Origin of the sequence: Streptomyces sp. NPDC060209 (assembly GCF_042728155.1) — a bacterium.
Taxonomy (GTDB): Bacteria; Actinomycetota; Actinomycetes; order Streptomycetales; family Streptomycetaceae; genus Streptomyces.
Genome location: NZ_JBHWZS010000248.1, coordinates 1 through 12,626 on the forward strand (window position 1 = coordinate 1; position 12,626 = coordinate 12,626).

Annotated in this window: 9 protein-coding genes; 3 read left to right on the top strand and 6 right to left on the bottom strand. The window is 71.2% G+C overall.

Annotated elements, in window-relative coordinates; all coding sequences use genetic code 11:
• Positions 1-36 precede the first annotated feature (36 nt).
• The gene (locus ACFWFI_RS32790) at positions 37-1,287 is read right to left on the bottom strand and encodes a L,D-transpeptidase (protein WP_387397353.1); all 1,251 of its coding nucleotides are present in this window, start codon (positions 1,285-1,287) and stop codon (positions 37-39) included.
• 204 nt (positions 1,288-1,491) lie between these two features.
• Positions 1,492-2,712: a L,D-transpeptidase gene (locus ACFWFI_RS32795; RefSeq protein ID WP_387397356.1), complete on the bottom strand. Its 1,221-nt coding sequence runs from the start codon at positions 2,710-2,712 to the stop codon at positions 1,492-1,494.
• Between the two features lie 154 nt (positions 2,713-2,866).
• On the opposite strand from ACFWFI_RS32795, the gene glgX reads away from it, so the two are divergent.
• Positions 2,867-5,101 carry a glycogen debranching protein GlgX gene (gene glgX, locus ACFWFI_RS32800; RefSeq protein ID WP_387397359.1) on the top strand — a complete coding sequence of 745 codons (2,235 nt, stop codon included), beginning with the start codon at positions 2,867-2,869 and terminating at the stop codon, positions 5,099-5,101.
• A gap of 9 nt (positions 5,102-5,110) precedes the next feature.
• On the opposite strand, the gene ACFWFI_RS32805 is transcribed toward glgX, so the two are convergent.
• Genes ACFWFI_RS32805 through ACFWFI_RS32820 form a run of 4 tightly spaced genes read right to left on the bottom strand, consistent with a single transcriptional unit; the run spans position 5,111 to position 8,768 of the window.
• Positions 5,111-5,767 carry a response regulator gene (locus ACFWFI_RS32805; RefSeq protein ID WP_387397362.1) on the bottom strand — a complete coding sequence of 219 codons (657 nt, stop codon included), beginning with the start codon at positions 5,765-5,767 and terminating at the stop codon, positions 5,111-5,113.
• Positions 5,768-5,789: 22 nt separating this feature from the next.
• Entirely contained in the window at positions 5,790-7,046 is a 1,257-nt protein-coding gene (locus tag ACFWFI_RS32810; RefSeq protein WP_387397365.1) for a sensor histidine kinase, read from the bottom strand.
• 55 nt (positions 7,047-7,101) lie between these two features.
• Positions 7,102-7,863, bottom strand: a complete 762-nt coding sequence (locus ACFWFI_RS32815) for an ABC transporter permease (RefSeq protein WP_387397367.1) — start codon at positions 7,861-7,863, stop codon at positions 7,102-7,104.
• Positions 7,860-8,768 (bottom strand): ABC transporter ATP-binding protein, encoded by a 909-nt coding sequence (locus ACFWFI_RS32820; RefSeq protein ID WP_387397370.1) that lies wholly within the window; start codon positions 8,766-8,768, stop codon positions 7,860-7,862. The genes ACFWFI_RS32815 and ACFWFI_RS32820 overlap by 4 nt, the downstream gene beginning before the upstream one ends.
• A gap of 152 nt (positions 8,769-8,920) precedes the next feature.
• Between ACFWFI_RS32820 and ACFWFI_RS32825 the strand changes: the two genes are divergently transcribed.
• Both ACFWFI_RS32825 and ACFWFI_RS32830 read left to right on the top strand, forming a co-directional pair.
• A complete protein-coding gene (locus ACFWFI_RS32825) occupies positions 8,921-10,723 on the top strand; it encodes an ABC transporter ATP-binding protein (RefSeq protein WP_387397372.1) in 1,803 nt (600 codons plus the stop codon).
• A complete protein-coding gene (locus ACFWFI_RS32830) occupies positions 10,720-12,591 on the top strand; it encodes an ABC transporter ATP-binding protein (protein ID WP_387397375.1) in 1,872 nt (623 codons plus the stop codon). Before ACFWFI_RS32825 ends, ACFWFI_RS32830 begins: the two co-directional genes overlap by 4 nt.
• Positions 12,592-12,626 lie beyond the last annotated feature (35 nt).

Sequence of the window (12,626 nt, forward strand, 5' to 3'; positions counted from 1 at the left end):
CACCGGGCCCGCTTCACATCTGCCGAGCGGGGGGACCTACTCGGTCCACTCCGACCAGGCCATGTTCCAGCCGTTGAGGCCGTTGTCCGGCTGGATCACCTTGTCCTTGGAGTTCTTCACGATCACCACGTCGCCGATCAGCGAGTTGTCGAAGAGCCACGCGGCGGGAGTCTTGCTGTCCCAGGCGCCGCGCACGTCCCGCAGACCGACACAGCCGTGGCTGGTGTTGGTCGAGCCGAAGATGCCCGACGCGCCCCAGTAGTTGCCGTGGATGAAGGTGCCCGAGGTGGACAGCCGCATCGCGTGCGGCACGTCCTTGATGTCGTACTCACCGCCGAAGCCGACGGTGTCACCGTTCATCCGGGTCACCTTGAGCTTCTCGCTGATGACCATCTGGCCGTTGTACGTGGTCGTGGCCGGCGCGCCCGCGGAGATCGGGATGTCCTTGATCTGCTTGCCGTCACGCACCACCTTCATCCGGTGGGAGCTCGCGTCGACCGTGGAGACCTGGCTGCGGCCGATGGTGAAGTTCACGGTCTTGGCCTGCTTGCCGTAGACCCCGGGCCGCCCCTCGACGCCGTCGAGGTCGAGACGCAGGGTCACCTTGGTGCCCGCCGCCCAGTAGTCCTCGGGGCGGAAGTCGAGGCGGTCGTTGCCGAACCAGTGGGGCTCGATCTGCACGGCCGGCTCCGACGTCACGCTGATCGCCTTCTCCACGGCCCCCGGGTCGGTTATGCCGCGGGTGAAGTGGATGGACACCGGCATGCCCACGCCGACGGTCGAGCCGTCCTCGGGCGTGTACTGGCCGAGGAAGGTGTTCTCCGGGACCAGCGTCGTGAAGCTGGTGTCCTTCGCCGACTCCCGGCCCTTGGCGTCCTTGGCGACCGCGTGCACCGTGTACTTGGTCGCGGCGGCCAGGTGGCGGTCGGGTACCCAGCTGAGGCCGTCGGCGGCTATCTTGCCCCCGACCTCCTTGCCCTTGGGATCCGCGACCTTCACCGTGCTCAGCTTGCCCTGGGCCGCCGAGACCTTCAGCGCCCCGCTGGTCGCGACGTCGCCGGCGCCGTCCTTGGGCGCGATGGTCACCACCGCCTGCGAGGCGCTGGTGTCGTCGACCTTCGTCCCCGGCCTGTCGCCGTCCCTTTCCGCGGCGGCTCCGCTACCGCCGCACGCGGTCACCAGCAACAGCATCGCGCCCAGTCCGAGTGCGAGGAGTCCGTGGGCTCCGCGCCCGCGCCGTTCCCCGCCCGCGCCGGCCCATGCCCCCGATATCGGCTGCCCGTTCAATGTGGTCGTCTCCCCTCGCACGGCCTGGCCCCGCCATGGCCCGCACCCCCGCGCGCTGTACATGCACGCTCGGCGCAAGATAATCACACCGCGCGTGGGGAGAAGTTCCCCGGAATGTCACCGTTCCGTCCCAAGTCGTCCCGCACCGCCCCCGGGTGGCCCCGGAGGGCACGCCTCCGGGGCCCTGCCCAGGTCGGACCGGGGTCAGCGCAGGGCGGAGCCCGCCTTCCACTGCGGCCAGCCGAGGTTCCAACCACCGAGGCCGTTGTCCGGATCGACGGTCCGGTCGGAGGAGTTGACCACCTCGACCACATCGCCCACGAGGGACCGCTCGAAGAACCAGCCGGCCGGGGTGTCCGAGCTGCCGCCCTTCACGTCACGCAGCCCGATGCAGCCGTGGCTGGTGTTCTCGGAGCCGAAGATGTCCGGGTCTTCCCAGTAGTTGCCGTGCAGGAAGGTGCCCGACTTCGTCAGCCGGATGGCGTGGGGCACGTCCTTGATGTCGTACTCACCGCCGTAGCCGACGGTGCTGCCGTCCATGCGGGTCACGTCGTGCAGTTCGGAGACCACCATCTTCCCGTTGTACGAGGTCGTCTTCGGCGCGCCCGCGGTGATCGGCACCGTGCTGACGAGCTCGCCGTCGCGGCGTACCTCCATGGTGTGCGCCCGGGCGTCCACCAGGGACGTCTGGGAGCGGCCGACCTTGAAGGCGACCTTCTTCTGCTGACTGCCGTACACCCCCGGTGCGCCCTCCACGTCACGCAGGCCCACGTCGACGGTGACCCGGGTGCCCGGCTCCCAGTAGGAGGCGGGCCGGAAGTCGAGCCGGTCCTTGCCGAACCAGTGACCGACCACCTCGACCTCGGGCTCCGTGGTGATCCTGATGGCCTTCTCCACCGCCGCGCGATGGGTGACGGGCCGGTTGAAGTCGAAGGACACGATCATGCCGGTGCCCACGGTGGACCTGTTCTCCGGCTTGAAGTAGCCGATGAAGCGGTCCTTGGGGACCAGGGTGGTGAAGGTGGTGCTGCGGGCCGAGCGGTGGCCGTCGCCGTCGACGGCGACGGCCTCCACGCTGTACTTCCCGGCCAGCCCGAGACGGTATCCGTCGTCCCGGGGAGCCCATGAACGGCCGTCCTTCGCGATGCGGCCCGGCACCTCCTTGTGTTCCGCGTCCTCCATCCGGGTCACTTTCACCCGCTCCAGCCGTCCGTCGGGGACGGTCACCTCGAGCCGGCTGTCCGCGCCGACGTTCTCGGCGCCGTCCTTGGGTGCGATCCGGATGGCGTCCCCGGGGGAGCGGTTGTCCCCGAAGAACGACGTCCCCTCGGTGCAGCCCGTCAGTAGGGCCAGCACGGTGAACAGTCCTGCCCATGTCAGCACGGCGGCCGAACCCGCCCGTGCTCTCTTCGCTACGTGGTTCACGCTCCCCCAACGACGTGGCCGCCCCGGGGAAACGTGAGTGCGGGGCCGCCGGTGGGCAGAACAGAGGGGAGGACACCGCCAGGAAGGGCGCGGCCGGGACGCCGCGCACTCCTTCTGCGGGTGGCCGCTCCTACGAGCCGCAGGAGGCTGAGAGGTGTCGAGCACAGCCGAGCAGGAGGAAACGCCGCGTACGACGGGGAGGGTGGTGGCGACCGAACCGCCCCCGAGGGGCGAAGCGGACAGACCACCCGTATGGCCGGGTGCCCCGATGCCGCTGGGAGCCCGGTTCCGGGTCGGACCGGACGGTGTGGCGGGCACCAACTTCGCCCTGTGGGCGGGCGGCGCCGAGGCCGTCGAGCTCTGCCTCTTCGACGAGCGGGGCACCGAGACCCGGCTGCCGCTGACCGAGCTGACCCACGAGATCTGGCACGGCTTCGTCCCCGGCGTAGGGGCGGGACAGCGGTACGGCTACCGGGTGCACGGCCGCTGGGACCCCTGGACCGGCGCCCGCTGGAACGCGGCGAAGCTGCTCCTCGACCCGTACGCCCGAGCGGTGGACGGCGCGTTCACCCTGCCGCCCGAGGTGTACGGCCATGTGAGGGACTGGCCCGAGCAGCACGTCGCCGACACCGTGCGCGACGACCGGGACTCGGCGCCGTACGTCCCCAAGGCGGTCGTCGTGCATGACGACGACGACTGGGCGGAGGACCGGCGGCCCAAGACCCCGTGGGCGGACTCGGTCATCTACGAACTGCACGTGCGCGGCTTCACCAAGCTCCACCCGGACATCCCGCCCGAGCTGCGCGGCACCTACGCCGGACTCGCCCACCCCGCCGCGATCGGCCACCTCCGCCGCCTCGGTGTGACCGCCGTCGAACTGCTCCCGGTCCACCAGTTCGCCCACGAGGACCATCTGCTGCGGCGCGGACTGCACAACTACTGGGGCTACAACTCGATCGGCTACTTCGCCCCGCACGCGGACTACGCGGCGAGCGGCACGACGGGCCAGCAGGTCGGCGAGTTCAAGCAGATGGTGCGCGCCCTGCACGACGCCGGGATCGAGGTCATCCTCGACGTGGTCTACAACCACACGGCTGAGGCCGGCGAGCTCGGCCCGATGCTGTCCCTGCGCGGCATCGACAACCGCGGCTACTACCGCCTCCAGCCTGACGCCCGCCGCTACGCGGACTACACCGGCTGCGGCAACACCCTGCACGTGGTGCAGCCGCAGGTCCTCCGGCTGATCACGGACTCGCTCCGCTACTGGGTGACGGAGATGGGTGTCGACGGCTTCCGCTTCGACCTGGCGGCGGCACTCGCCCGCTCGATGCACGACGTGGACATGCTCTCCCCGTTCCTCGCGGTGATCGCCCAGGACCCGGTACTGCGCCGGGTCAAACTGATCGCGGAGCCCTGGGACGTCGGCAACGGCGGCTATCAGGTCGGTGCGTTCCCGCCGCTGTGGACGGAGTGGAACGACCGCTACCGGGACGCCGTGCGCGACTTCTGGCGCGGTGCGCTGCCCGACGTACGCGACATCGGCTACCGGCTCACCGGGTCGAGCGACCTGTACGCCTGGGGCGGGAGGCGCCCGTACGCCTCGGTCAACTTCGTCACCGCGCACGACGGTTTCACCCTGCGCGACCTGGTCAGCTACGAGAACAAGCACAACGAGGCCAACGGTGAGGGCAACCGGGACGGCACGAACGACAACCGCGCCTGGAACGGCGGCGCCGAGGGCGAGACGGAGGACCCCGGCGTCAACGCCCTGCGCCGCCGGCAACTGCGCAACCTCCTGACCACGCTGCTCCTGTCGACCGGAGTGCCGATGCTGGTGGCGGGCGACGAGATGGGGCGCACGCAGGGTGGCAACAACAACGCCTACTGCCAGGACAACGAGGTCAGCTGGCTGGACTGGTCGCTCCTCGATGACCCCAGGTGGCGGGAGCTGACCGAGCTGACCGCCCGGGTGCTGGAACTGCGCCACCGCCATCCGGTCCTGCGGCGCCGCGCCTTCTTCGCAGGTACGCCCCAGGCCCCGGACGGCCTGCGCGACCTGGCCTGGTTCACCCCGCAGGGCACGGAGATGACGGAGGGCGACTGGTACGCGCCGGCGGCGACGCTGGGTCTCTACCTGTCCGGGCGCGACATCCCGGGCAGGGACGCCCGGGGCGAGCAGATCACCGACGACAGCTTCCTGGCGGTCCTGCACGCGGACCACCGGCCCTGCGACTTCCGGCTCCCGGGCCCGCCCTGGGCCCAGTCCTACGAACTGGTGCTGGACACCTCGTGCGAGGAGCAGTCCACGGCCCCGGGCACCCTCCACCGGGGCGGCTCGGCCCTCAAGGTGCCGGGCAGGTCGGTGCTGCTGCTGCGGGTGGCGGAGTGAGGGACCGGATCAGCCGAGGATGCCGCGTTCGTAGGCGACGGCGACGGCCGCCGCACGGTCCTTCGCACCCAACTTGGCGAAGACATGGGTGAGGTGGGTCTTCACGGTCGCCTCGCTGATGAACAGCTCGGCGGCGATCTCCCGGTTCGAGGTCCCGCGGGCCACGAGCCGGAGCACCTCGCACTCTCGCGCGGACAGCGACTCGTGGCCGGGCCCGGCCGGGGCGCGCACCCGCGAGATGAGACGTGAGGCGACTGCGGGTGACAGCACGGTGCGGCCGTCGGCGGCGGCGCGCACGGCGGTGAAGAGCTCGTCGCGGGGCGCGTCCTTGAGGAGGTAACCGGTCGCGCCCGCCTCGATGGCGGGCAGGGTGTCGGAGTCGGTGTCATACGTGGTGAGGACCAGCACCCGGGACCGGGCGCCCAGCCGGGTCAGTTCGGCGATGGCGGCCACGCCCCCGCCGCCCGGCATCCGCAGGTCCATCAGGACGACATCGGGGTCCAGCCGGGTCGTGAGCTCCACGGCGGCCACACCGTCCGCCGCCTCGCCGAGCACCTCGAATCCGGGGGCCGAGGCGAACATGCCGCGCAGGCCGTCGCGGACGACGGGGTGGTCGTCGACGACGAGAAGGGTGATGACGCGCGCGGTTCCCTGGGCCTCAGTCATATCGGCTCCAGGCTACGTCCCGTCAGGTCCGACGGACCAGCGGTACCCGGGCGGACACGGCCGTGCCCAGACCGGGTTCCGTCTCCACCTCGACCGTGCCGGCGATCCGCTCGGCGCGTGCGCGCATCCCGCCGAGGCCGAAGCCGCCCGTGCCGCTGCGCGGGGGCAGGGCGGCCGGGTCGAAGCCGCAGCCGTCGTCGCGTACGTCCAGGGTGATCTCGTCGCCCATGTAGGAGAGGGTGACGCCGGCCCGGGTCGCCCCGACGGCGTGCCGGGCGGCGTTGGCGAGGGCTTCCTCCGCGATGCGGAGCAGTGTGGCGCCGACCTCGTCGTGGAGCGGCTCGACGGTTCCGGTGACGGTGAAGTCCGCCCGTACGCCGCTGCGTTCCGACCAGCCGATGACCGTCTTCTTCAGCGCTCCCGGCAGGTCGTCGTGCTCCAGGGCGGCGGGCACCAGGTTGTGCACGGAGCGGCGCGCCTCCCCGAGACTGTGCCGTGCGAGCCCCGCGGCGCGGTCGAGGTGTTCACGGGCCAGTGCGGGGTCGCCGGTCGAGGTGACGGCCTGGAGCTGGGCGATGATCCCGGTCAGGCCCTGCGCGAGGGTGTCGTGGATCTCGGCGGCGAGCCGGCGCCGCTCGTCGGCCACTCCGGCCTCCCTGGCCTGGAGGAGGAGCTGGGCGTGCAGGGTCGCGTTCTCGGCGAGGGCCTGTTCCAGACGGGTGTTGGCGAGCTCCAGCTCGGAAATGGTCCTGGTCTGATGTTTCGTCCTCTCCTCCTCCCGGGCGCTGAGGTTGCCGAAGAGGAGGGTGAGGAAGGCGTGCAGGAGGAACAGCGCCCCGAAGGCCGCCCAGTTGACGGGCGCGGCGGGCGGCATACCGCTGCCGGACTGCGCGCCGGCCATCGTGACGGCCGTGCACAGCAGTCCGGGGCGCACGAAGCGCTTGGGGAGCAGGTGCCCGGCGTCGAAGTAGCCCACGATGGCGTAGATGGAGAAGAACGGGTTGCACCAGCACAGGGCGAAGGCGATCAGGGTCCTCAGGACGTAGTAGGCCCCGGCGGCGGACGACTTCGCGGGGACCCCCGGCCCGGTCCGGCCCCACCACAGCTGGAGGACCCAGGCCACCGTGACCAGGAGCCCGGTCGCGTACATCTCCGCTCCGGACATCCCGATGAGGCCCGCGGACAGCGCCGCCATCAGGACGGCGATGCCGAGCAGCGTGTACGGGCCGTACCGGTAGAACTGTGCCCGGCGCTGCTCCACCGTCATACCGCTGCTCATGCCGCCGCTCCCCCGTCCCACCGCGCTCCGGCGTCCTCCCCACTGCGTGCCCGGGTCACTCCCAGCGGAAGAGCCTGGTCGACACGGCACCGAGCGCCGCGGTCCACACCAGCATGACCCCGAGGTGCGCCAAACCGGGCCAGTTCCCCGAGGCCGCCTGGTCCAGAGCCTGGGAGGCCGCACCGAACGGGGTGAACTCGACGATCCGGCGGAGCAGGTCCGGCATGGTCTGGACGGGCACCCAGACCCCGGCGGTGAACATCATCAGCAGATACGCCACCGAACCGACGGCTGTCGCGACCTTGGAGGTCCGGGACAGCGCGCAGATGGTCGCGCCGAGACCGAGGACGCAGGCGACGGCGAGGAGAAGGGCCAGCAGGTAGCCGGCTGCCTGCCCCGGCAGCCGCACGCCGAAGGCGGCCCTCCCGACGGCGATGACGAGCGCCGCAGATCCCAGCGAGGCCGCGCCGTGCAGCACGATCTGTGCGGAGAGCAGGGCCGAAGGGCGCACCGGTGTGGCCGACATCCGGCGCAGGATGCCGCGTTCGCGGTATCCGGTGAGGACCGGCGGCATGGCCTGGAGCCCGGCCATGATCATGGCCAGCAGGACGGCCACCGGTACGTACAGGTCGATGACGCTGCGGCCGCCGAGTGCGTCGTCGGCCTCCCGGAAGGACGGGATCAGACCGAGGATCGTCATCAGGGCGGCCGGGAAGACGAGGATCCAGAACAGGCTGCCGGGTTCACGCAGGAAGAGCCGGGTCTCCGTCCTGAGGACGGCGGCGAGCGGGGCCGGGCGGGAAGCGGTCGTGGTCATGAGGCCTGCTCCGTGAGGTCGAGGAAGACGTCGTCCAGGCCGGCCTCGGCGACGCGCAGCTGGCGGGCGGTGATGTGACGGCGGGCCAGGAGCGTGATCACTGCGTTGGCGGTCTCGTCGGTGCCCTGGATGACGACCCGGCCGTCGGGTTCGGTCACATCGACGGAGACGGCGCCCGGCAGCGTCCGGAGTTCGTCGTGAGCGAGCGGCTCCGAGGGGGTGAAGGAGATGGCGGTCGATCCCGCCGCCCCGCCGATCAGCCCGCCGGGGGTGTCGAGGGCGACGACCCGGCCCTTGTCGATCACCGCGATCCGGTCGCAGAGCCGCTGGGCCTCCTCCATGAAGTGGGTGACCAGAAGCACGGTCACCCCGCTGTCCCGGATCTCCTCGATGAGCCGCCAGGTGTCCCGGCGGGCCCGGGGGTCGAGGCCGGTGGTGAGCTCGTCCAGCACGACCACCCTCGGATTGCCGATGAGCGCGAGCGCGATGAACAGCCGCTGTTTCTGGCCCCCGGACAGCGTGGCGAAGCGGCGGTCGAGGTGGCCGTCCAGCCCGAGCCGTCCGGCGAGCACCCGCAGGTCCGCGGGGTGCGGGTAGAAGGCGCTGTACAGCTCCAGCGCCTCTCCCACGGTCAGCTTGGGCTGGAGCTCGCTCTCCTGGAGCTGGGCGCCCAGCAGCTGGGTGACCTCGTGGCGGTCGACGGCGGGGTCCAGTCCGGCGACCCGGACGGTGCCCGAGTCGGGGATCCGCAGTCCTTCGACACATTCGACGGTGGTGGTCTTGCCGGCTCCGTTGGGGCCGAGGATCCCGAAGATCTCCCCCTCGTCGACGGTGAAGCTCACCCCGTCGACCGCGGGGCGGCCGCCGTAAGCCTTGTGGACCCCGCGTACTTCGATGATTGCCATGCCGTAAGGATTCCGCCGGGCGGGGGGCGCCGGTATCCGCCGTCCCGCTCGGAAAGACATCGGCCGATCGGTTGACAGGGCGCTCCGACCCACGGCGTGTGACCGGAAAACCACGTGAGCGATGTCAGCGGTGAACCATAGGCTCGCTCCTGATGCCCGAAAAACCTGCAGAGCCCACGGACCGGTCCGCCGTGCGCTCCCTCCTGCGACTGTGGCCCTATGTCAGACCGGTGCGCATGCGCTGGATCAGTGCTGCCCTGGTGGCGGTTCTCGCGTCCTGTCTCGCCCTGGTGATCCCGCTGGTCCTGAAGTGGATGGTGGACGGCCCCGTCGCGGACCGTGATCCGGGCGGGGTGTGGCTGGGAGCGCTCTACCTGTTGCTGCTGGGGATCGTGGAGGCAGGGCTGTTCGGGCTCCGGCGGTGGCTCGTGGCCCGGCCGCTGGCCGGTGTCGAGGCGTCGATGCGCGCGGACCTCTACCGCCATCTGCAGCGGCTGCCGGTGGCGTTCCACGACCGCTGGCCGTCGGGGCAGCTGCTCTCGCGCGGGACCACGGACCTGATGCTGATGCGGATGTTCCTGGCCTTCCCGCTGACGTTCCTGCTGGTCAACGGCACGACGATCCTGGTCGGTTTCGTCATCCTGTTCGCCCAGGAGTGGTCCCTGGGGCTGGTACTGCTCGCGCCCGCCGTCCCTCTGATGGTCGTGTGCTCGGTCTTCGAGACGAAGTACTCCCTGGTGGCGCGCAAGGCGCAGGACCAGGTCGGCGATCTGACGACGGTCGTCGAGGAGAGCGTACTGGGCATCCGCATCGTCAAGGGCTTCGGCCGCAACCGCAGCCAGGCGCTCGCCTTCCGCGCGCTCGCGCAGCGGCTGCGCACCACGGAGCTGGGCAAGGCGCGGCTGCTCGCGGGGATCTGGGCGCTGGTCACCGCCATTCCCGAGCTGGCGATCGGTGCCGCGCTGGTGCTCGGCACGATCGAGGTCGCGGACGGCACCCTGTCGGCGGGAACGCTCGTGGCGTTCCTCTCGACGGCCCTGGCACTGCGCTGGCCGGTCGACTCGATCGGCTTCCTGCTCGCGATGAGCCAGGAGTCGGCGACGGCCGCCGACCGCTACTTCGAGGTCATGGACGTCCAGGAGGAGCTGGAGCCCGGGGCGCCGGGAGAGGCGGCAGGGACCACCGGACAGGGCATCGTCTTCGAAGGCGTGGAGTTCCGCTACCCCGACGCCGAGCCAGGCTCACCGCCCGTCCTCGGCCGGATCGATCTGCGGATCCGGCCCGGCGAGACGATGGCCCTGGTGGGTGCCACGGGCTCCGGCAAGACGACGCTGACGGCGCTCGTCCCCCGGCTGCACGACGTCACCGGCGGCCGGATCCTGCTGGACGGCGAGGACATCGCCACCATGGAGCGGCCCCGGCTGCGCGAGCTGGTGTCGGTGGCCTTCGAGGAACCCACCCTCTTCTCGGCGACCGTCGGGGAGAACGTGCTGATGGGCGCGGAGGAGGCGAACGAACAGGACCTGCGCCGGGCCCTGTCGGTCGCTCAGGCCGACTTCGTCCACGAGCTCCCGCAGGGAATCGACACGCAGGTCGGCGAGCAGGGGCTGAGCCTCTCCGGCGGCCAGCGGCAGCGTCTCGCGCTGGCCCGCGCCGTCGTCGGGGGGCCGCGCTTCCTGGTGCTCGACGACCCGCTCTCCGCCCTGGACGTGCATACGGAGGCACTGGTGGAGGCGGCGCTGCGGCGCGTGCTGGAGGAGACGACGGCCGTGGTCGTCGCCCACCGGCCGTCCACGGTGATGCTGGCGGACCGGGTGGCCCTGCTGTCCGAGGGCCGGATCAGCGCCGTGGGGACCCATCAGGAACTCCTGCGCACCAACGCCGAGTACGCCTGGCTGATGTCCGGCGCCCACGACACCGGTGTTCTTGTCTCCGAGGAGGGCAGCACCCGATGACCAGTACGACTGCCGACGGGCCCTCTCTCGCCGACGAGGACCTGCCCGGGGAGGAGCCCGGCCGGACGCACGGCGACGGGGATCCGTTCGACGCCGACGCCCTGCCCACTCCCCGGGGTGCCACCCGGGCGCTACTGACCTCCCTGCTCGCACCTCTGCGGGCCAGGGTGGTCGTGGCCTCCCTCCTGCTGCTCGTCCAGCAGGCCGCCGTGCAGGCGGGGCCGCTGCTGGTCGCGTACGCCATCGACAGCGGTGTGCCGGCGTTCCGGGACCACGACTACGGTCCGCTGGCGGCCGTGGGCATCGGTTACGCGGTGTGCGCGGTCGGTGCGGGGCTGCTCCAGTACGCCTTCATCCGGGCGGCGGCCCGGATCAACCAGGATGTGCTGCTCGATCTGCGCGGCCGGATCTTCCGTCATGCGCAGGCGCTGAGCGTGGACTTCCACGAGCGCTACACCTCGGGCCGGCTGATCTCCCGCTCGACCACGGATGTGGAGTCCCTGCGCGAGCTGCTGAGCGAGGGCCTTCAGGAACTCGTCGGGGTGGTCCTGTCGTTCGTGTCGATCTCCCTGATGCTGCTCTGGCTCGACCTCGGCATAGGGGCCATCGCCGTGGCCTCCTTCCTTCCCCTGTACCTGCTGGTGCGGGCCTACCGGCGGCGGGCGGCGCAGGCTTACGCCGCACGCTCCACGGCGATCGCCGCGGTCATCGTGAAGTTCGCCGAGACGATGAACGGGATCCGTCCCGTGCAGGCCTTCCGCAGGGAGCGGGCCAACGACAAGGACTTCGCGGTGTCCAACCGCGATCACGAGCGGAGGAACGGCGACGCCCTGCTGGAGATGGCCCGCTACGTCGTCGGCTCCCGGCTCGTCGCCAACACGGCGGTGTCCGCGATGGTGCTGTGGGGCGCCTACCGGGTGGCGTCGGGCACGCTGGCGCTCGGCGTGCTGGCCGCGGCGGTGCTGTATCTGCGGCGGCTGTACGACCCGATCGACCGGCTCGCGATGTTCCTCAACTCCTATCAGTCGGCGGCCGCTTCGCTGGAGAAGATCGCGGGCCTGCTGGCGCAGACACCGGCGGTCCCCGAGCCCGTGGCACCGAAGGCGCTGCCCGCCCTCGGCGGTGAGCATCCGGGCCGCGAGGTCACGTTCGACGGGGTGCGCTTCGCGTACCGCACGGGTGGCGAGGTCCTGCCGCGCTTCGGCCTGACGATCCCGGCGGGCCAGACCGTGGCCGTGGTCGGCTCGACCGGTGCGGGCAAGTCGACGCTGGCCAAGCTGCTGGCGCGCTTCTACGACCCTACGGAGGGCCGGGTCCTGCTGGACGGCACCGACCTGCGTGACCTGGCGACGGCCGAGCTGCGACGGGGCGTGGTGATGGTGACCCAGGAGGCGTTCCTGTTCTCCGGGACGATCGCCGAGAACATCGCGATCGGCCGTCCGGAGGCGACACCCGAGGAGATCGAGCATGCGGCGAAGGCCATCGGAGCGCACGATTTCATCAGCTCCCTGCCCGACGGGTACGACACCGACGTCCGTAAGCGGGGCGGCCGGATCTCCGCCGGTCAGCGCCAACTGGTGGCGTTCGCCCGGGCCTTGCTCGCGGATCCCGCCGTGCTGATTCTGGACGAGGCCACGAGCTCGCTGGACGTACCCGGCGAGCGGGCGGTGCAGCGGGCGATGGACACCGTGCTGCACGGGCGCACGGCGGTGGTGATCGCGCACCGCCTGTCGACCGTGGAGATCGCGGACAGGGTCCTGGTGATGGAGCACGGCCGGATCGTGGAGGACGGCTCCCCGGCCGAACTCATCGGCGGTACGGGCCGGTTCGCGGGCCTGCACCGGGCGTGGCGGGAGAGCCTCGCCTGAGGGCCGCCTCCGGACCGGCCAGGGCCGCGAAGAGG

Bases quoted from the DNA above. Each gene is read 5' to 3' on its own strand.
- ACFWFI_RS32810 (WP_387397365.1), bottom strand. From the start codon at position 7,046: ATGAGCAGCGGTATGACGGTGGAGCAGCGCCGGGCACAGTTCTACCGG.
- ACFWFI_RS32820 (WP_387397370.1), bottom strand. From the start codon at position 8,768: ATGGCAATCATCGAAGTACGCGGGGTCCACAAGGCTTACGGCGGCCGC.
- ACFWFI_RS32805 (WP_387397362.1), bottom strand. From the start codon at position 5,767: ATGACTGAGGCCCAGGGAACCGCGCGCGTCATCACCCTTCTCGTCGTC.
- ACFWFI_RS32830 (WP_387397375.1), top strand. From the start codon at position 10,720: ATGACCAGTACGACTGCCGACGGGCCCTCTCTCGCCGACGAGGACCTG.
- ACFWFI_RS32815 (WP_387397367.1), bottom strand. From the start codon at position 7,863: ATGACCACGACCGCTTCCCGCCCGGCCCCGCTCGCCGCCGTCCTCAGG.
- ACFWFI_RS32825 (WP_387397372.1), top strand. From the start codon at position 8,921: ATGCCCGAAAAACCTGCAGAGCCCACGGACCGGTCCGCCGTGCGCTCC.